This is a genomic window from Acinetobacter sp. YH12140 (assembly GCF_013418475.1).
Taxonomy (GTDB): Bacteria; Pseudomonadota; Gammaproteobacteria; order Pseudomonadales; family Moraxellaceae; genus Acinetobacter; species Acinetobacter amyesii.
Genome location: NZ_VPBZ01000002.1, coordinates 37,845 through 58,125, shown reverse-complemented (window position 1 = coordinate 58,125; position 20,281 = coordinate 37,845). Strand labels below are relative to the sequence as shown.

The following is a 20,281-nucleotide window of genomic DNA, read 5'->3' as shown; positions in this document are numbered from 1 at the left end:
ATGTTTAGGGGCATTCTGCGTGAGTTTCGCTATTTGATGCAGCATAAATGGGACTTGTGTATGGTCACACTTGCCCCTGCCCTTGTGATTTTGCTCTTTACTAATATGTTTGCTCAAGGCAAACCAGACCATTTACCCATCGCGATCATAGACCAAGATCAAAGCAGTTTAAGCCGTAACATTACTCATTTTGCGCAGCTCAACCATACGTTAAAAGTAGCCACCATTACACCCAGTAAGGATGATGCTGAAAAGCTTTTAAATCAGACTCAAATTTGGGGCTATATTCATATTCCTGCTGGCGCGGAGCAACGACTGGTTCAAGCAAAAGATGCAGAAGTCAGCATTGCCTATAACCAAAGCTATTTTAGTGTCGGCAATAGTATTTCATCAGCCATGTTACTAAGTACATTACAAGCTATGGCCGATTTTAGTGGTCATCAGTATTTAGAAAATACCATCCCCTACCTCGATGCACCGACGCCCAATGTTAAAATTTCACCCTTATATAATCCGGGTTTAAATTATGAGTTCTATTTAGAGCCTTATATGATTCCTGCGATTCTGCATTTATTACTGTGTTGCTGCGTCGCATTTTCGGTCGGTCAAGAAATCAAATATGGCACTGTAAATCAATGGGTGAAACCGACTTCTGTCTTTCAAGCCTTAATCGCTAAAAATCTCAGTTATGTTTTCATTTTTACCGCTTGGACATGGGCGTGGATGTTCTGGCTAATCGTGTCTCGAGGGTGGTTTGTTCAGGGTTCATTAGTGCTAATTTTGCTCGGACAATTGTTTTTTTATACAGCCTATGCCTTTATCAGCTCTACCGTAGTTTTGGCGACACGTGATCTCACCAAATCTTTTGGTTTTATCGCTGTGTATGGTGGCTCATCACTGAGTTTTGCAGGGGTGACATTGCCGCTGAATAACGCGCCAATGTTTACAAAGTTCTGGGCCAATATTATTCCCTATACGCCTTATGCCAAGTTACAAACAGAACAATGGGTCATTGGTAGCCCAATCTCCATTTCAATCACACCGCTTGTCACCCTGATCATTTACTGTCTGTTCTATTTTGTTCTTGCCAGCTTCTTTCTACGTAAAATACTAAAGGAGCAAGTCATATGAATGTAATCGCGTCATTTCTATCAAATTTGCTCAGACACTATATTCAAACCTTTAAAGATATTGTGAAGCACAGTTCGATTTTTACCACTTTAGTGCTTTCTGTTTTTCTTTACAGTTTTTTTTATCCCATTGCTTATCAAGCGGAACACGCGGAATCGCTCCCCATTATTGTGGTGGATGAGGAACAAAGCATACTCACCAATACGATTATTGGTGCTGTAGCCAATAGTCCCAATGTAGAAATTCGAGCTGTGACTGGTAATTTTGCTGAAGCTGAAAATATGCTCCGAAGTCAGCAAGCTGACGGAATTTTACTGCTGCCGAGTAATCTTTCAAATAGCATTCGCCGTGGTGAAACCGGTGGAATTGGTTTATATCTTAGTGCTGCAAACTTTCTAAAGACACAAAAAATTGGCTTAGGTTTAGCCAGTTCGATGGAAAATGCCCTCGTCGAATATGCAGAAAAATTCCAGAACATATCCGATTTTAGCCCCGCTTTGTCTATCCATAAGATTCCATTATTTAATCCACTTTCAGGCTATGGCAGTTATATTTTCCCAGCGGTTGCGCCCTTAATTATTCACCAGACGATTTTATTGGGTCTGTGCATGCTAATTGCGACCTATCGACAAAACACCACTTGGCGTCCGAGCTATACACAATTGGCTGGTATCTTCTTGTGTATTTTGACCATTGGAACTTTGGGCTGCTTCTATTTATTTGGTTTTACCTTTTGGCTGAATGATTATCCACGGGGTGGAAATTTTTGGGGTATGTTCATTGCTGTGCCCATCTTCCTCAGTTGTATTATTGCGATGACACTCTATCTAGCCACCTTTCTTGACCTGCCAGAACGTGCAGGACATGTCATCGTTTTTAGTTCTATTCCACTATTTCTACTCTCGGGAACGGCATGGCCACATGCAGCTATGCCTGAATGGATGCAAATACTTGCACAGGTGTTGCCATCAACCCAAGGCATTCAACTGTTCCTTCAACTCAATCAGATGGGTGTGCCTACAGTAATCGTCATTCCTAAACTGCTTTACCTCACAAGTATTGGACTGATTTTTTTATGTCTTGCTGTCTGGCGTTTAAAGTTTGCCAAAAGATAAAGCTTTTTGTGCTATAAGACATGTCTGGTCTCAAGCGAAATGCGTTCAAACCTATTCATCATGGAATCGAACGCTTTGCTTCTTAGCATGTCTCAAATTTTAATGCTTTCTGTCACCAATTAACTGTATGCATTTGGCGTCACAGTCGATGCTTCATCCACTTGAATATCAAAATCATCTGCATCTGAGGTGATCTCAGTAACCAAATCATCTGATTCTTTTTCTGCAGCGTTTTCAAGCCAGAATCCTTTTACTTTATCGTCCCCATCATGACCAGCAAAGACCACACTCATATACAGTTCTTTTTGCGGATAATCATATTTATACACAATCGTTGTGGTCTCACCTTCTCCAAGCCGAGTATTTGCCATTCGCTGAATCACTTCCGCCTCAGCACTAGGTTGACCTGCAGGAATCAGCTTTTTCATGCGCGAAAACAGCTCTGGATCTGCCAACATCGCATCACGAACATTTTCTTCAACCAATGCCAAAAAGCTGTCTTGATGGGGTTCGTGTAGCGCGACGAATAATTTTTCTGACTTAGCACGCTGTGAACTTGTCTCACTAGGTAGGCTTGATTCGAATTTTGCAATCAAGAAATCGCCAATTTTTTCACAAGCCGTTATAGGTAAGATTAAAGTGATGATGACGACTAATTTTTTCAACACCGTACAAGCCCTCTGGTTATTATTAAAATTTATAAAGTTAAAATTTAGTTAGAAAAATCTGTGTGATTTATAGAATTTTCACTGATTTATCTGCCTCACAAGTATAAAGCAAACTTCTATATAAAAATGAAAAATACAGGCTCACATTTAGTTTTTCGATCTTTCTAGGCAAATCAGAGATTTTATGAAGTGTTCATTAATAACTCAATTTTATTCGTTTTATAAATTAAACTTAATAATCAAATCGCTTATACAATTTAAAATGATAATTTATCGATCAAACAGTTTAGTTTTGATCAAAATCGTTGGCTGTATTCTCATATAAACTGCAAAATATTGTCGTATTTATCTCCCAAATTATTCAGAACTTTTTGTCATGGCGGATTCAGTCTGTCTGCAACATTTGTTCGTGGATGACTGTGGGCTTTTTTCTCCCAAATCTGACATAAGAGCTGATGTATGAAAAAGATTAAGGTGAGCCTTGCCTGGCAAATCGTGATTGCTCTCATTCTAGGTATACTTGTTGGTGCTTTCCTACACTATTCTCCTGAATATCGTGATGCTTTAGTTAATAACTTTTTGACGCCTTTGGGTTCAATTTTTATTAACCTCATTAAGATGATCGTTATTCCGCTTGTTGTGTCGATGCTTATTTTAGGTATTGCCAATACAAGTCACGGTAGTAACTTAGGTAAACTTGGTTTCAAAACAATTATTTATTTTGAAATCATTACCACCGTTGCTATTTTAGTCGGTTTAGTTGCAGCCAACGTATTCCAACCTGGTGCCGGCATTGATATGTCTGCATTGACGCAAGTCGATATTTCAAAGTATCAAGAAACAACACATGAAGTCAGTGAACATTCTCATGGTTTGATTCAAACAATACTTTCACTTATTCCATCTAACTTTTTTGCAGCTTTGACGAGTGGTCAAATGCTCCCAATCATCTTTTTCTCTGTGATGTTTGGTGTAGGTTTAGGTGCGCTTGATCAGGAAGTAAAACAACCTTTAATTAAAGTGTTGACCGCTGTTTCTGAAACGATGTTTAAAGTTACGCACATGATCATGATGTTTGCACCTATTGGTGTATTCGGCTTGATTGCTGCAACTGTTGCGAATTTCGGCTTCAGCTCTCTTGTGCCACTGCTTAAACTCGCAGTTTTAGTTTATGGTGCAATTTTCTTCTTTATTTTCATTGTATTAGGTGCAGTTGCTAAATTCTGTGGCTTCAGTGTTTGGGCCATTATCAAGATCTTAAAAGATGAATTGATTCTCGCGTATTCAACTGCAAGTTCTGAAACCGTCCTCCCCCGTATTATGGAAAAAATGGAAGCTTATGGTGCTCCGAAACCGATTACCAGTTTCGTGATTCCAATTGGCTATTCATTTAACCTCGATGGTTCGACCCTATATCAAAGTATTGCGGCTATCTTTATTGCTCAGCTTTACGGGATCGATCTGACAATCACTCAACAAGTGATTCTAGTACTGACCTTGATGATTACCTCTAAAGGGATTGCAGGTGTACCAGGCGTTTCTTTCGTGGTCTTGCTAGCGACTCTCGGCAGTTTCGGTATTCCACTTGAAGGTCTAGCATTCATTGCTGGTATTGACCGTATTTTAGATATGGCACGTACTGTACTAAATGTGATTGGTAACGCGCTTGCGGTACTGGTGATCAGTAAATGGGAAGGCCAATTTGATACTGAAAAACAAAAAAATTATGCCGCTAATCTAAAAGATGCCGCTTAATTTTATGTCATAAAAAAGGACGCTTCGGCGTCCTTTTTTACAGCTTTGTTTTATTTTTCCAAACTTTATTTATTTTTTTCGCCAAAAACTGAAATATTAAAATCTCGAATTTTGTTACTTCCTGCGGGTTTATCAAAACTTACATCATACTGTACAAGGTTTTTATTGGTATAACCGTACTCATAAGTGACCGTATATAAAGACGGTTTTTCAGTCGATTTTTCAATGTGCTTAGCCACTATATTTTTGCGTGAGTAATCTTGTTTCGGAATACCTCGTGCAAATTTACGCAGCTCTTTTTCATTCTGTTCAAACTTCGCTTTGAGTTCTGGTTCAAAGTAGGTATACAACTTTTCAAAATTGCCTTCACGTAATTGATCATAGGCAGCTTGAGCAACTTCAGTCTGTTCAGCACTTGGGTCTGGGATTGCATTTAAGGCTTTTTGACCAATTTGGTCACAGCCGCCAAGCCCAATAAGTGAAGCCATTGCAAAATATTTTAATTTCATATTGTACTCATCAATCTAAAATTATCTGTCTATAAAAAAGGACGCCGTAGCGCCCTCTTTTCTCAATCTTCAATTAGTCTTCTTCAGGCTCATTGAGATCTGATTCATTGTCATTTTGATCAATAATCGTTGAGTCATCTACAAGTTGCTCAGTTTCGATTGCTTCCACTTCTTCAAAAGTTTCGTCTTCTTCAACTGCTTCGATCGCCACAACACCGACTAAAATTTCGCTTTCACCTAAACGGATCAAACGAACACCTTGAGCATTACGACCTGTTTGTGCCACTTCAGACGCACGTGTACGAACCAACGTACCGCCATCTGAAATTAACATTAGCTCTTTAGACGCATCAATCGCTACCGCACCAACAAGTTCACCGTTACGTTCAGATGTTTTAATTGCAATAACACCTTTACCGCCACGTTTCTTGGTTGGGAAGTCATCTACTGGTGTACGTTTACCATAACCATTAGCTGAAGCACAAAGTACTTCACCAGTTTCCGGAACAACTACCAATGACACTATACGGCTAATGAGAGCTGAATCAGAGGTATCGTCATCATCAGACTCTACATCCGCATCCTCAGCGTCTTCAGCTTGAGCTGCTGCACCAATGGTCACGCGCATACCACGAACACCTTTGGCAGAACGACCCATTGAACGCACGTCAGTTTCTGCAAAACGAATGGCTTTACCTTCGTTTGAGAACAACATGATTTGTTGTTCGCCGTCGGTAATGGCAACACCGATTAAGGTGTCATCACCATTCAGCTCAATCGCGCGTAGACCGTTTGAACGAACATTCGAGAATTGTTCTAACTCAACACGTTTAATCGTACCGTATTCTGTTGCCATAAATACGTAGAAGTTTTTACGAACGGCTTCTGCTTGCTGTGCAAAGTCATTGATGATTTCGTCATCAAGATCAGTCGTAGATAACTCTAGACCCAATTGTTTCAACTGAATACGAAGTGCGTCAGATAAATCATCTGCACCGTCTTCAGTCTCAGCAAGTGCAGCTTCTAAACCAGCAAAATGACTATTAATCACTTCATTGGTTTGTAGCTGTGCACTATTGGCTTTTACAAATGCTTTAAAGTCAGCCAAGCGTTCTTTAAATTTCTTCGGCGCATCGACCACTGGTAAAATAGCGGTGATGGTCTCGTTTTCATCTAATGGCAATAAGTTCACCATTGGACGACCTTTCGCACCACGAGATGCTTGAGGTACTTCATATACTTTCAGACGATAAACTTTACCTACATTGGTAAAGCAAAGCACTGTTGCGTGGTTAGAAGTCACGATCAAATGTTGGATGTAATCGTCTTCTTTCATTGAAGTTGCAGATTTACCACGCCCACCACGACGCTGTGCAGCGTAGTCTGACAATGGTTGAGTTTTTGCATAGCCTGATTTAGAAACAGTTAGTACCATTTGCTCTTCAGGGATTAAATCTTCACGAGAGAAGTCGATACGTGATTCCACGATATCGGTACGACGTGCATCGCCATATTGTTGAAGGATTAAAGCCAATTCTTCTTTAATTACATTCATCAATAAGTTGAAATCGTTCAAAATTGCAGTGTATTCAGCAATTTGACCTAGAATTTCTGTATATTCAGCTTGTAACTTGTCTTGTTCTAGACCAGTTAAGCGATGTAAACGAAGTTCTAAGATCGCACCTACTTGGGTTGGAGACAGACGATAAACATCACCTGTTAAACCAAATGGACGTGCTGGATCTTCGCCTTCAATTTCATCTGGTCGGACAGATACCGCACCCGCTTTTTCAAGCAATGCAACAACACCACCGCCGGCCCACTCGCCCGCTTGTAAACGTTCGCGTGCTTCGCTTGGGTTTGCAGATGTTTTGATGGTTTCAATGATCGCATCGATGTTTGCAAGTGCAACCGTCAAACCTTCTAAGATATGTCCACGTTCACGTGCTTTACGCAATTCGAACATGGTACGGCGTGTAACCACTTCCTGACGGTGACGGATAAACGCTGCAATAATATCTTTCAAGTTCATTAACTTAGGCTGACCATTATCGAGGCAGACCATGTTAATACTGAATGAATTTTCTAATTGGGTATTTTGGAATAAGTTATTTACAATCACTTCGGCGTTTTCACCACGCTTCAAGTCAATTGCAATACGCATCCCTTCTTTATCTGATTCATCACGAAGTTCAGAAATACCTTCAAGTTTTTTCTCTTTGACCAACTCAGCAATACGTTCAATGGTTTTTGCTTTGTTAACTTGATAAGGAATTTCAGTGAAGACAATCGTGCTACGGCCCGATTTTTGGTCTTCTTCAATGTGATATTTACCACGGATATGCAAACGGCCTTTACCAGTACGGTACGCATCGACAATGCCAGATTTACCGTAAATGATACCGCCTGTAGGGAAGTCTGGACCAGAAATGTGTTCCATTAACCCTTCAATGCTGATGTGCGGATCGTTGGCATAAGCAAGACACGCATTAATGACTTCTGTCATGTTATGCGGAGCCATATTGGTTGCCATACCTACAGCAATACCAGCTACACCGTTAATCAACAAGTTAGGCACACGTGTTGGCATGACTTGTGGAATACGTTCAGAACCGTCGTAGTTGTCTTCCCACTCTACGGTATCTTTCTCAAGATCCGCTAAAAGTTCGTGGGTCAATTTACGCATACGAACTTCGGTATAACGCATTGCTGCTGCACTGTCACCATCGACAGAACCGAAGTTACCCTGACCATCAACCAATTGATAGCGTAAGCTGAAATCTTGAGCCATACGAACAATGGTTTCGTATACAGCTAAGTCACCATGTGGGTGATATTTACCGATGACGTCACCGACTACACGGGCAGACTTTTTGTAAGCTTTGTTGTAGTCATTGCCCAATTCGTGCATTGCAAAAAGCACACGACGGTGAACAGGTTTGAGACCATCTCGGACATCTGGCAACGCACGTGACACAATCACGCTCATTGCATAATCGAGATATGAGCTCTTCAGTTCATCCTCAATGGCAATCGGTCTAATTTCCGATACGCTCATGCATACTCCTTGTTATACAAGCAGAATTCTGCCCGCATTTATATATCGTAAATCTGTAAAAATTAGTTCAAAAAACACTGAACCAATATCAAAAATCAAGTGGGACAGTATAGCATAAAAACCCTGATTTTTGTGCCAATCATCTTGCACTAGAACCATGATTTTTTGTATTTATTTTAAGCATTTTGATTTTATTTGCTGTGAAAAAAACCTCTACGAATAGAGGTTGTTTAATGTTCAAAAGATTTCTTTTCGAAGCTTCAAATTTAGGGGCATAAATGTGATAAAAATCACTCTTTATGATATTGCATGACCTCTAATTCTTGAGGCACATGATCATGCTGCAACCATGGGTATGCTGTTAGAAACAAACCAAAAATAAGCGGAAATTCATAAACTTCTTTGATGAAATCTTTATAAGCCAAATCGTACAAAAATAAAAAACTAAGACTTCGACTATGCTCAACTGCATCAGAAATAAATAAGCCCAATATCACCCACCAAGCCGAATGCCCAAATTGGCAAAGCCAAGGTTTTTAGTTTATGTACAATTTCTTGACGCAAATAAGGCGAAAATAGCATAAAGACCACAGGTGCAATCATGAATACCGAAATTAAACGAAAATACGGTTTAGGCACATCAGGAAAATAGTCACGCCCCCAACTAATACTGCGACCAAATAGCAACAACCACCATGCGACAGCCCACAACCAAAATTGTTTCTTTCCATCTTGCATTTCAAGTGGTCGAATATAGAAAAAAGTATAAATCGCAAAAAACAGCAATAACAATGCTTGGACCGATTCAACTGCTGTAACAGTCATTCCATCAAATAAAGGAAAAGAGATACTTTGTAAAACAGGAAAAAGTAAACAGCAGATCATCAGCACCAATACACTGACTGGTAACTGAAAATCAAATTTCAAAGGGAGACTCCGCCTAAAGGGCAAGTTCAATAAAACAGCAATGTTAACACAAAATACACAATCCTTTAAGCTTGCTTTAAGTTTAAGATTCAAGGTTGAAGAATAGGTCTTGATTATTTTCTTTTAAATCTTTGTATTTTTATAATTTATTAATTTCCATCCTATTACCAAGCGATTGCTCCTGCTTACTTACCATTTAAGTTTCAACATACGTTTAGCTTACGCTACAGTAGTGCCTAATACTGACAACAAGAAATAATATCGTAAGAATTTTGAAGTACGAAATTAAGAATCCACCACTCTCATAAATATGAAAAATAAAAGTGCAATGCATATTTATGTACATTCACGTATGGTTAATCGATTAAGCATGATCAAGAAGATCTACCAGACTATTCATTCCGCAATAAAAAACGCTCCTAAGCCATAAGCTTAGGAGCGTCTTGAACTGTGTTCAGAAATTAGATTTTAGATACTAATTCTGGAACTACAGTGTTCAAGTCACCCACTAACCAGTAGTCAGCTACTGAGTTAATTGGCGCTTCTTCGTCTTTGTTGATCGCAACGATCACTTTAGATTCTTTCATACCTGCCAAGTGCTGAATCGCACCAGAGATACCTACAGCGATGTACAAGTCAGGAGCAACGATTTTACCTGTTTGACCCACTTGCATATCGTTTGGTACGAAACCAGCATCAACTGCTGCACGAGATGCGCCTTGCGCAGCACCAAGCTTGTCCGCTAATGGATCAAGTACAGTGTGATAGTTTTCACCTGAACCAACACCACGACCGCCTGAAACAACAATACGCGCAGCTGTTAATTCTGGACGTTCAGATTTCACGATTTCTTCAGAAACGAACTTAGAAATACCAGCATCACCAGTAGATGCAACAGCTTCAACTGCAGCAGAGCCGCCTTCGCTTGCAACAGCATCAAATGCAGTACCACGAACAGTCGCAACTACAACAGACTCGCCAGACTCTACAGTTGCAATCGCGTTGCCTGCATAGATTGGACGTTTGAAAGTTTTAGGACCTTCAACAGCAATGATGTCAGTGATCATGCTTACGTCAAGTAGCGCAGCAGCACGTGGAAGTACGTTTTTGCCCGTTGTCGTAGAAGCAGCAAGGATGTGAGTGTAACCCGCACCGATAGAAGCAACTAATTTAGCAACGTTTTCAGCCAATTGATTAGCATAAGCAGCGTCGTCAGCAAGTAATACTTTGCTTACACCCGCAACTTTAGCTGCTTGGTCTGCAACTGCTTGAGCGCCTGAACCAGCTACTAATACAGTGATATCACCACCGATTTTTTGCGCTGCAGCAACAACGTTAAGAGTTGCACCATTTAGTGCTTTGTTGTCGTGCTCAGCGATAACTAAAATACTCATGATTTTTATCCTTCTGTATTAGATCACTTTCGCTTCGTTTTTCAATTTATCTACAAGCTCGTCTACAGACTTCACTTGTACGCCCGCTTTACGTTCTGCAGGAGCTTCAACTTTAACAGTTTTAAGCTTAGTCGCAGGTGAAACGCCATAATCAGCAGGTGACTTAGTATCAAGCGGTTTTTTACGCGCTTTCATGATGTTTGGAAGAGCAGCATAACGTGGCTCATTCAAACGCAAGTCAGTGGTGATAATTGCAGGAAGTGCAAGTTCAACAGTTTGTAAACCACCGTCAATTTCACGAGTCACTTGTACTTTGTCGCCTTCAACTTTAACTTCTGAAGCGAAAGTACCTTGGCCAGCACCTAAAAGCGCGCCAAGCATCTGACCAACTTGGTTAGAGTCGTCATCAATTGCTTGTTTACCAAGAAGGATCAATTGAGGTTGTTCAGCGTCTACAACACCTTTTAGGATTTTTGCAACTTCAAGTGCACCTAACTGGCTGTCGTCAGCTTCAACAAGGATACCGCGGTCTGCACCAAGCGCCATAGAAGAACGGATTTGTTCTTGAGCTTCTTTAGGACCAATAGAAACAACAACGATTTCTGAAACAGTTCCTTTTTCTTTTAAACGAACCGCTTCTTCCACTGCGATTTCACAGAATGGGTTAATTGACATTTTAACGTTCGTTAAGTCAACACCACTGTTGTCCGGCTTAACGCGAACTTTAACGTTGGCATCAACCACACGTTTTACAGCAACAAGAGCCTTCATGTAATCCTCGGCTGTTTTAGCAAATGTAAATGTTGAGAAAAGTTATATTAACTCTTCACTTTAAATTTTTTAGGTGCCCTATCTTGCAATGTGTACGGCATTTCGGTCAAGTCACAATTATCGAAAGACCTGTAAAAAAGCGTAATTTCCTTGAACTTATCGTTCACATTTTTTAAAGAATGGTTCAGTTATCCAAAAAAACGCATTATTCAGTTATTTTTTAAGCATTGATTTTTATTATTTTTTTACTTGATTTAGCTCATCAAAAGATCTGATTTAATATCAATTTTCGATCAATCTTTCTGAAATAGAGCTTTCCCTCTACACATTCGGCAACATATCTAAACTTGTCATTTAAGATAGAAGCATAATGAATTTAGCGCTAATTTCACTTTTCCGAAGCTAATTGGTGGGTTTTTCTCCTGTTCTTATTCTTAATATGTGTCGATATTCACCACATATAAAAAAACCTCCGCCTTCACGAAGGTTTTAGTTAAGGCAATTATTTCTATTTACATTTGCTGTTTTTAATTGGCAATTAACCATGTCGCAGCAAGAACCAATAAACCGCCTGATGTACCATCGATCCACTTTTGTTTGCGTTCATCAATTTCAGTTTTTTGTGTAATACGTGCAAAGACCACACTCAAACTACAATACACCACAAAAATCAGCCCAATAAAAATGAAGGACAAAATCAAACCTTGACTCACGGTATTCGCTGATTTATCGATAAATTGCGGCAAAATTGCAAAATATATCAACATTCCTTTCGGGTTCAGTAAAGCCGTAAAAAAGCCTTTTTTTATCGGGTTGGACGCTGACTTTTTCTCAATACTTAATTTTTTACTGCTAAATACTGAACGCAGCAAATGCGTTGCCAAATATAAAAGATAAGCAATCCCCAACCAGCGGATTGTTTCAAACAGTAGTGGAAATGACACGATAATCGCAGCAATACCCAATGCCACCAAAATCGAGTGAACCAAATAACCTGAGCACACCCCCACTGTTGCCATCATGCCTGCTTTTGCATCCTTACCCATCACTTGTGACAGGATAAAAAGCATATCGGGTCCTGGTGTGAAAATAAGGGGAATTACCGTTAAGGCAAACAAAGCAAATACAGACATTTCAATTTTCCCTTTCTATGTCCTGAAAGTGAAATTAGTATGTTTGAATCGCTTTAAAATAGGATATCAAATATTCTATAATAGATATTATTTTTAGAATTATATTCTATTTTATGAAGACATCTTCTAAGTCAATTCTAGTTAAACTAGATCGTATTGATAAAAATATCATTCGCGCACTTCAAAATAATGGCCGCATGCAAAATAATGACTTAGCCAAGGAAATTGGACTCTCGCCTTCTTCTTGTTTACGTCGGGTCAAATTACTCGAAGAAGCAGGTGTGATTCAGAATTACACCACCGTGGTCGATCCACAAAAGATTGGCTTTCAATTGATTTTATTCTCTCGTATTTGGTTGACTGGGCAAGATGCTGAAACCATCGATACTTTTATCGAAGCGATGAAAGAACTTCCTCAAGTCATGGAGTGCTACATTATTTTGGGTGAGTGCGATGCAATGCTCAAAGTAGTGGTGCCTGACCTAGAAAGTTACCGCAAATTTCAGTCTACTCACTTAACCAAGAAAAATGGCATCACCAGTGTAAAGACTGATTTACCAAGCCAAATCATCAAACAAAGCTTCCAGTTACCGCTAGAAGATTTATAAACAGAAATTGGTCTGCCAAGGAACAACTCAAGCATCAGAAACGACGAGGCTGAAACTACAAGCTTGGCAATGTAGTGACGGATTACCTTCACAGCCTCGAATCCAAATACCTAGCAATGCGGTATTTACTTATATTATAAGCAAAGAAAAATAATAATTTGCGGCATATTTGCAGCAATTAAATGGGAAATATCTAGGAGGTCTTTGAGCTCAATTGCTCAAGTAGGAAAACCATTGATTGGATTGACAGGCTCTCGCTATCAAAATTAAACGAATTGAATTACTAAGCAGCAAAACGGATTGGCATTTAGAAATTTTTGTTTAAGCAATTAAGCTTTGCAAAGAATATTAACACTCTAACGCTCTGCTCACAAGCATCTCAACATGTCATGGAGCGAGTGATATAAGGGCTAAACATCCAAAACCAATGAAGATAGCCCTTGAGTTGTTTATTTGACCAATGGTTTAGGCTGGCTGATTTTCCAAAAAGTCACGATGGATGTGGCTTAGGTCAATAAGTTCATACTTTGCCAAATCAAAAATACGCCAAATGGTGAGGGCATCTTCTTTACTGTCAAATTTAGCAGTTGCTTTATTGGTAAGCTGCCATTGTTTATCCGAAATCCAAATAAAGTATTGGCCCGTCACCGCATTAAACGCCTGAACTTTACCATCGGCATTAATCCCTTGTAGCTGCGCACCTTCAGGCAATACAGCTTCTACTTCAGGCAAACTGATTTCAACAAAGTGTTTGATCTGGCGTAAGCCGTATCCTGCAAAAATTTCTTTTTGCTGACCATTTAACTGGTCATATTTTTCTTGAATATCTGAAATCATGGTATGGCCTATATATTTTTAACGGTACAGCAATTTAGTAAATGGCGAATTTCACTTCAGCACTTACGTTAATTCAATAATGGACAATTTTTATACCCGATAATTTGAATTTTTATAATGCGACAATAGTTCAAAATGTCGGTCAATTTTACCAATATTTTTTCACATCCTTATTTAATTTTCATGAAGTAGACCACTTTAGGATATAAAATGTGAAATCTAGCCTGTAAATTTAAGCAAAATTTAGACCACTGAGTACCAAAGTCGTTTTTGCAATTGTTACGAATCTTTATGCTGTGCCCTTGGATGGGCCTGATCATAAACTTGTGCCAATCGATCAAAATCCACATGGGTATAAATTTGTGTAGTGGTTAAATTACTATGCCCCAACATTTCTTGTACAGCACGCAAGTCACCGCTATTGGACAACATATGGCTAGCGAAGCAATGTCGTAATAAATGCGGATGTAAATCGACATTTACACCTGCACGTCGAGCTTGAAATTTAACTCGATTTTCTATTTGTCTTACCCCTAGTGGATTGCCTTTTTGAGTGATAAAAACTTGGGCTTCTGGGACAAAATCACCATGCCATGCAGGATATAATTGCAACCAATGCATCACAGCCTCTTTGGCTTTAGAACCGAAAGGTACAATGCGCGTTTTATTCCCTTTACCCGTAATACGTAACAGTTGGCGATTAAAATCAATATCTCGAATGGTTAAGCCCTGCACTTCTGCCAAACGTAAACCACTTGAATAGAGCAACTCCAAAATCGCTTTATCACGTATCCAAAGTTGCCGTTGAGTTTCACTTTCCGGCTCGGGCTGTTCCATGATTTGTTTAATGGTTTCAATATCGACCAATCCTGGTAAAGGACGTGATTGGCGTTTGAGCTGAAAATCATCTGCAGGATTAAAATTGAGATAATTTCCTTGTTCTGCCCATTTCATAAATTGGCGTATCGAAGATAACATGCGCTGCAAACTACTTGGACTGAGCTGAAACTGTTCCACTTTATGAGCAACAAATTCACGCAGATCTGACTTTTCAACATCATGCAGTGGCAAGTTGCGTATTGTACAAAATTGGAGAAAATCACTGACATCACGCTCATACGCTTGCAATGTATGTTTAGACTGATTTTGAATTTCACGTTCCTTCAACCACATAGTCAGTAGTTGACTCTGATCCATCGTCATCTGTCTTCTCCCATTTCAACATGTGCTTTAGCGTTGTGGTACGTTCTCTAAAGCGATTTTACATATCTATTTTATGAAAAGAGTCTAGCAAAGAACCCTTTAGGCTTACCATCAACACGTTGGTAAAAAGCTTGCGTTTCATTAAGCAAATACCCTTCTACACCATCCACACTGTGTGGATTGACATGGATTAAATCCACTGGGCATTGCTCTTTTAAACTATCCTGTGTGATACGACCAATTTTACTGTGCAAATCTTGAATTTGTTGTTCAGATAACCCTGCTTCTAAATCTAGTCCGATCAACAAAGTTGGTGAATCATCTCGAGCTTCATTCAGCATTTGCGCCAAATAGGCAGCTTTTACCACACGCTCTGTGCCAAAAAAAATGCTTAATTGATCAATCATAAACTGCGGATATTCTGCCGGCTGACCAATTAAAACTTCCGTATCTTCCGTAACTTCATAGTTTTCTGAGGGCTGAATATACTGCCCGTTCAGCAAATGTTGAATTTCTTCTGGTACAAAGTCCTTCGTCGCATCAGGTGATTGTGGATTCAATACAAGCCTTGCCCCAATGGTCATTTCAAATAATGCCTTGGTTGGTAGCCGGATATACGAATCCTCTTCAGATATTGCCAACCGCATTTTTTCCAAAGAAGTAAAAAACGGGATGACGCAATCATAAGTTTCATCTTCCCATGATTTCAATTGAACACTGCCGCCCTCATCCAAGATCAAAGCTTCGGCAATACGTGAATCACGTCCCCCTGTTGTTCCCACACAATACACATTGGCCGCTAATAATTGAGCTAAAAATTCGGGTCGATACGCAGGTTCATGTAAAGCTTTATGAAAAAGTTGCTCTAAGATTTCTTCTTTTATTTCTTCGTTTATTTGTTCCATGTTGACTACAATCCCATTGAATTATAATTTTTTATTCACTTTTTATTTTATGAAAAAAAGCCCTGAATGGATCAGGGCTTTGATTTTAACCTTGGAAGTAGCTTAAATCTAAGCGTCCTTCGTAAACTGTTGCAGTTGGTCCAGTCATCCAGACTACACCACCTTCTTGCCACTCAATTTGCAGCTTACCACCTGCCAACTCTATTTCGACCGAATTGGCTAATAAACCACGACGCATACCTGATACTGCCGCTGCACAAGCACCTGTACCACAGGCCATGGTTTCACCGACACCACGTTCAAATACACGTAGGCGTGCATGTTTCTCATCCACAATTTGCATGAAGCCAGCATTTACACGCTGTGGAAAACGCTCATGCGATTCGACTTGTGGACCAATTTTAGCGACGTCTGCAGTAATGACATCAGGAACGATCGTCACTGCATGCGGATTACCCATACTCACTACATCAATGGTGAGCTGTTCATTATTCGCCAATGCTATGTCGTATAAGTTTTCAGGTTCTTCCGCAATAAATGGAATTTCATGCGGCAAAAAGCGTGGATAACCCATATTAACGCGCACCCAACCATTCGCACCTAATTCAGGCTCTACGATACCTGACTTGGTTTGTACTTTGATTTTGGTTTTGCTGGTCAACTTACGTTCATGCACAAAGCGTGCAAAACAACGTACGCCATTACCACATTGTTCAACTTCCGAACCATCTGCATTAAAAATACGATATTTAAAATCGACATTAGGCAAATCAGGTGGCTCTACAATCAAAAGCTGATCAAAACCAATACCAAAATGACGGTCGGCCAAACGCTGAATCGTCACTGTATCTAAATAAGCCCATTGGCTAATTAGATCGACCACCATAAAATCATTGCCAAGGCCATGCATTTTGGTAAATTCTAATAACATCTCGAATTTCTCCTTAAGGCAATAAACGTTCACGTTCCCATAATGATTCAATGGTTTCACGCTCACGAATCAAATGAGACTGATCACCATCAACCATCACTTCAGCAGCACGTCCGCGGCTGTTGTAGTTTGAGCTCATGACAAAACCATAAGCACCCGCACCCAATACTGCAAGCACGTCATTTTCTTGAATCGCCAACTGACGTTGCTTACCAAGGAAATCACCGGTTTCGCAAATCGCGCCAACAACATCCCAGTCTTTCTTATCTGTATCAGTACGAGGCGTTACTTCCTGAATATCCATCCATGCTTCATATAAAGCAGGACGGATTAAGTCGTTCATAGCAGCATCAATAATGGCAAAATTACGATGATTGGTCGGTTTGAGTAAATCAACTTTAGTTAACAACACACCTGCATTTGCAGAAATACTACGACCCGGTTCCATATACACCTTAAGGCCTAATTTTTCTAAAGCCGGACGCATTGCCTGAGCATATTCTTCAACGGTAGGCGGAACTTCGTCTTTGTAAGTCACACCTAAACCACCACCAATATCAATGTGTTTTAGCTGAATACCCATCTCTTTCAGTTGATTGATCATCACAATGACACGATCAAGTGCATCAACAAAAGGCTGAGTTTCAGTCAACTGTGAACCGATATGACAATCAATCCCGACAATCTCAAGATTTGGCAACGACGCTGCATATGCATAGGTGTCAAAAACGCTGTCTGAAGGAATACCGAATTTATTTTCTTTTAAACCCGTAGAGATATAAGGATGGGTTTTGGCATCCACATCTGGATTTACACGCAATGAAATCGGTGCTTTCTTACCCATTGCCGCAGCAACTTTTTGGATTCGATCTAGCTCTGCATGAGATTCTACGTTAAAACATGCAATACCCACGTCCAACGCTTTTTGGATATCGGCTTCAGTTTTACCCAAACCAGAGAATACAATTTTAGAAGCTTCACCACCGGCTTTTAATACACGTGCGAGTTCACCACCCGTCACGATATCAAAACCAGCGCCCTGCTTGGCAAGTACGTTTAACACCGCAAGATTAGAGTTTGACTTTACCGCAAAACAAATTTGATGGTCGATAAAGCTAAATGCACGATCCATATCTGAATAATGCTTTTCAAAAGTAGCTTTTGAATAAACATAAAGCGGTGTGCCATATTGCTGTGCAAGCTGTTGTAAAGAACATTGCTCTGCATGCAATACCCCATTCGTACGGGTGAAACTCATGAAAGTATCCTTTCTATAAAAGCATTAAGGTGTAGGGTTAGAATTTGAAGATTCCGATTCAGTTGCAACAGGAGCCGCTTGTTTTTCCTGCTTTTGATGTGCAGGCGTATTTGGATAAATCAGATATTTTGCGCGCTTATCTGCATTTGCATCTGAAGGTAAATGCAATGCACCAGACTGACCACAAGCGGTCAGCAGCACAGCACTTGCTAATACAATAATTTTATAATTCATAAAACGATACATAAACGTACCTAATGAAAAGATTTTTCCGAGTATAACGTGATCAACCCGCGGATAAAAGAAAAGCCCTGTAAATCCAAGTGAGCTTTTTGCCATTCTGCACTAAATTTAAGCAAAATTTGATGGTGCTGTTTTCAATCCTTATTTGTCTATATTTCTAGCTCGATCAGGCTATTGATTTCACTGAAATAGCTTATCAATTTGAATGCTGTTTAATACAAATCGAAACGCTAATAAACAGTCTGTTTTAACTTAAAATAAGTCCATATCCAAATAAAAAAGCTGCCCCCTCAGGAGCAACTTTTTATGTTTTTACATCAGATCAAAAATGTAAATTAATGGTGCTTTTTCTTATAAAAACCAAAATAACCAATAATCAAAATGATGAACCAAATTGGGCTCACCATGAGCGCTTTCATGGTATCTGCTTCTAGCGACAAGACATAAATCATGCCGATGAAGAAGATAATCACAAGCCAGCAAGTATATAAGCCACCTGGTAATTTAAAGGTTGATTTCGCATGCAGCTCAGGACGAGTTTTATAGTAAACGATATAGCTCCAGATAATCATGAGCCATACGCAAATAAATAAAATCGTAGAAAGTGTGGTTGCTAATGTAAAGGCTTCAACAGTGTTCGGTACGAAATACTGTAATGCAGCACCTAACAACAAACAAACTGCCGAGAAATATAACGCATTTGCCGGAACTGCACGTGAGTTTAGACGGCCAAACGCTTTTGGACCTTGCTCTTCACGAGATAAACCAAACAACATACGTGAAGTCGAGAACACACCACTATTCATCGATGACATAACTGATGACAACACAACCAAGTTCATAATAATCGCAGCAGCAGCAATACCGGCTTGGCTAAACAAGTTCACGAATGGTGAAATGCTTGGGTCAATGGCATTCCATGGCGTAACGGACATCACAATCACAAGTGCCAGCACATAGAAAATAATGATACGAATCGGAATCGAGTTCACAGCTTTAGGCAAGTTGTGTTCTGGATCTTTGGTTTCTGCTGCCGTAGTACCCACGAGTTCTACGCCGACAAAGGCAAAAATGGCGATCTGGAAACCTGCCAAGAAGCCAGTTACTCCTGTTGGGAATAGACCACCATGTGACCATAAATGTGTGAATGATGCGATTTCACCTGTCGATGAGGTAAAACCGGTAAAGATCATCCAAAGACCGACACCAATGAGCACCACGATTGCAATAATTTTAATCAGTGCAAACCAAAACTCTAATTCACCAAAAAGTTTAACCGTAACAAGGTTTAAACCCATGATAAAAACAATGGCGGCAACACTGATCATCACCCCTTCTTCGGGCGAGAACGGGTTACCTCCATTAAAGAATTGCAGGTAATAAATAATGGCCGATAAATCTGCAATCCCTATAGTGATCCAGCACAGCCAATAGGTCCAACCCACAAAATAGCCTGCCCACGGGCCGATTAAGTCGGTTGCAAAATCGATAAAAGATTTATATTCAAGATTTGATAGTAATAACTCGCCTAATGCACGCATGACGAGGAAAACCATAAAACCAATAATCATATAGATAATAAGGATGGACGGACCAGCTAAACTGATGGTCTTTCCTGACCCCATAAATAAACCTGTACCAATCGCACCACCAATCGCAATCAATTGCAGGTGTCGGTTGGACAAGCTTCGTTTCAAATCGCCGCTATCAGCGTGCGATCCATGAATTTCATTTGACATTATTTAATTCAACTTCGCGTTCCAATTGCGACAAATTAACGTAAAAATTTCAGAAAATACAAAATTATTTTTCATCATCTATATTTTCGGATTAAG

At 39.8% G+C, this 20,281-nt stretch carries 18 protein-coding genes; 4 read left to right on the top strand and 14 right to left on the bottom strand.

What is annotated here, in order from left to right; translation table 11 throughout:
• Complete coding sequence (locus tag FTU75_RS01815) at positions 1 to 1,131, top strand: ABC transporter permease (protein WP_180114935.1); 1,131 nt, start codon at positions 1 to 3, stop codon at positions 1,129 to 1,131.
• The gene (locus FTU75_RS01810; RefSeq protein WP_180114933.1) at positions 1,128 to 2,246 is read left to right on the top strand and encodes an ABC transporter permease; all 1,119 of its coding nucleotides are present in this window, start codon (positions 1,128 to 1,130) and stop codon (positions 2,244 to 2,246) included. Before FTU75_RS01815 ends, FTU75_RS01810 begins: the two co-directional genes overlap by 4 nt.
• 119 nt (positions 2,247 to 2,365) lie before the next feature.
• On the opposite strand, the gene FTU75_RS01805 is transcribed toward FTU75_RS01810, so the two are convergent.
• On the bottom strand, positions 2,366 to 2,914 hold the full coding sequence (locus tag FTU75_RS01805; protein WP_180114931.1) for a hypothetical protein: 549 nt from the start codon (positions 2,912 to 2,914) through the stop codon (positions 2,366 to 2,368).
• Positions 2,915 to 3,373: 459 nt separating this feature from the next.
• Here FTU75_RS01805 and gltP point away from each other — a divergent pair, with 459 nt between their 5' ends.
• Positions 3,374 to 4,669, top strand: a complete 1,296-nt coding sequence (gene gltP / locus FTU75_RS01800) for a glutamate/aspartate:proton symporter GltP (protein ID WP_180114929.1) — start codon at positions 3,374 to 3,376, stop codon at positions 4,667 to 4,669.
• Between the two features lie 65 nt (positions 4,670 to 4,734).
• On the opposite strand, the gene FTU75_RS01795 is transcribed toward gltP, so the two are convergent.
• From FTU75_RS01795 to FTU75_RS01770, 6 genes are all read right to left on the bottom strand, one after another.
• On the bottom strand, positions 4,735 to 5,178 hold the full coding sequence (locus FTU75_RS01795) for a DUF3887 domain-containing protein (RefSeq protein ID WP_078192064.1): 444 nt from the start codon (positions 5,176 to 5,178) through the stop codon (positions 4,735 to 4,737).
• 73 nt (positions 5,179 to 5,251) lie between these two features.
• Positions 5,252 to 8,236 carry a DNA gyrase subunit A gene (gyrA, locus tag FTU75_RS01790; RefSeq protein ID WP_180114927.1) on the bottom strand — a complete coding sequence of 995 codons (2,985 nt, stop codon included), beginning with the start codon at positions 8,234 to 8,236 and terminating at the stop codon, positions 5,252 to 5,254.
• Positions 8,237 to 8,707: 471 nt separating this feature from the next.
• Positions 8,708 to 9,163, bottom strand: a complete 456-nt coding sequence (locus FTU75_RS01785) for a hypothetical protein (protein ID WP_257223681.1) — start codon at positions 9,161 to 9,163, stop codon at positions 8,708 to 8,710.
• A gap of 461 nt (positions 9,164 to 9,624) precedes the next feature.
• Positions 9,625 to 10,557: an FAD-binding protein gene (locus tag FTU75_RS01780; RefSeq protein ID WP_111883923.1), complete on the bottom strand. Its 933-nt coding sequence runs from the start codon at positions 10,555 to 10,557 to the stop codon at positions 9,625 to 9,627.
• Positions 10,558 to 10,575: 18 nt separating this feature from the next.
• Positions 10,576 to 11,328: an electron transfer flavoprotein subunit beta/FixA family protein gene (locus FTU75_RS01775; protein ID WP_078192067.1), complete on the bottom strand. Its 753-nt coding sequence runs from the start codon at positions 11,326 to 11,328 to the stop codon at positions 10,576 to 10,578.
• 527 nt (positions 11,329 to 11,855) lie between these two features.
• Complete coding sequence (locus FTU75_RS01770; protein WP_078192068.1) at positions 11,856 to 12,461, bottom strand: LysE family translocator; 606 nt, start codon at positions 12,459 to 12,461, stop codon at positions 11,856 to 11,858.
• Positions 12,462 to 12,574: 113 nt separating this feature from the next.
• Between FTU75_RS01770 and FTU75_RS01765 the strand changes: the two genes are divergently transcribed.
• Complete coding sequence (locus tag FTU75_RS01765) at positions 12,575 to 13,069, top strand: Lrp/AsnC family transcriptional regulator (RefSeq protein ID WP_078190405.1); 495 nt, start codon at positions 12,575 to 12,577, stop codon at positions 13,067 to 13,069.
• Positions 13,070 to 13,534: 465 nt separating this feature from the next.
• Here FTU75_RS01765 and FTU75_RS01760 read toward each other — a convergent pair whose 3' ends face one another.
• The 7 genes from FTU75_RS01760 to FTU75_RS01730 all read right to left on the bottom strand — a co-directional run bounded on the left by FTU75_RS01760 (position 13,535) and on the right by FTU75_RS01730 (position 20,185).
• Positions 13,535 to 13,906, bottom strand: a complete 372-nt coding sequence (locus tag FTU75_RS01760) for a hypothetical protein (protein WP_078192069.1) — start codon at positions 13,904 to 13,906, stop codon at positions 13,535 to 13,537.
• A gap of 279 nt (positions 13,907 to 14,185) precedes the next feature.
• Positions 14,186 to 15,109: a tyrosine recombinase XerC gene (locus tag FTU75_RS01755; RefSeq protein WP_180003344.1), complete on the bottom strand. Its 924-nt coding sequence runs from the start codon at positions 15,107 to 15,109 to the stop codon at positions 14,186 to 14,188.
• A 71-nt stretch (positions 15,110 to 15,180) separates the two neighbouring features.
• Positions 15,181 to 16,014 carry an enhanced serine sensitivity protein SseB C-terminal domain-containing protein gene (locus FTU75_RS01750; RefSeq protein ID WP_180114925.1) on the bottom strand — a complete coding sequence of 278 codons (834 nt, stop codon included), beginning with the start codon at positions 16,012 to 16,014 and terminating at the stop codon, positions 15,181 to 15,183.
• An 85-nt stretch (positions 16,015 to 16,099) separates the two neighbouring features.
• On the bottom strand, positions 16,100 to 16,945 hold the full coding sequence (gene dapF / locus FTU75_RS01745; RefSeq protein ID WP_180114923.1) for a diaminopimelate epimerase: 846 nt from the start codon (positions 16,943 to 16,945) through the stop codon (positions 16,100 to 16,102).
• Between the two features lie 13 nt (positions 16,946 to 16,958).
• A complete protein-coding gene (gene lysA, locus FTU75_RS01740; RefSeq protein ID WP_078192073.1) occupies positions 16,959 to 18,203 on the bottom strand; it encodes a diaminopimelate decarboxylase in 1,245 nt (414 codons plus the stop codon).
• Positions 18,204 to 18,227: 24 nt separating this feature from the next.
• Positions 18,228 to 18,437, bottom strand: a complete 210-nt coding sequence (locus FTU75_RS01735) for a lipoprotein (protein ID WP_373685839.1) — start codon at positions 18,435 to 18,437, stop codon at positions 18,228 to 18,230.
• 344 nt (positions 18,438 to 18,781) lie between these two features.
• On the bottom strand, positions 18,782 to 20,185 hold the full coding sequence (locus tag FTU75_RS01730; RefSeq protein ID WP_078192075.1) for an amino acid permease: 1,404 nt from the start codon (positions 20,183 to 20,185) through the stop codon (positions 18,782 to 18,784).
• Between the last annotated feature and the right edge of the window lie 96 nt (positions 20,186 to 20,281).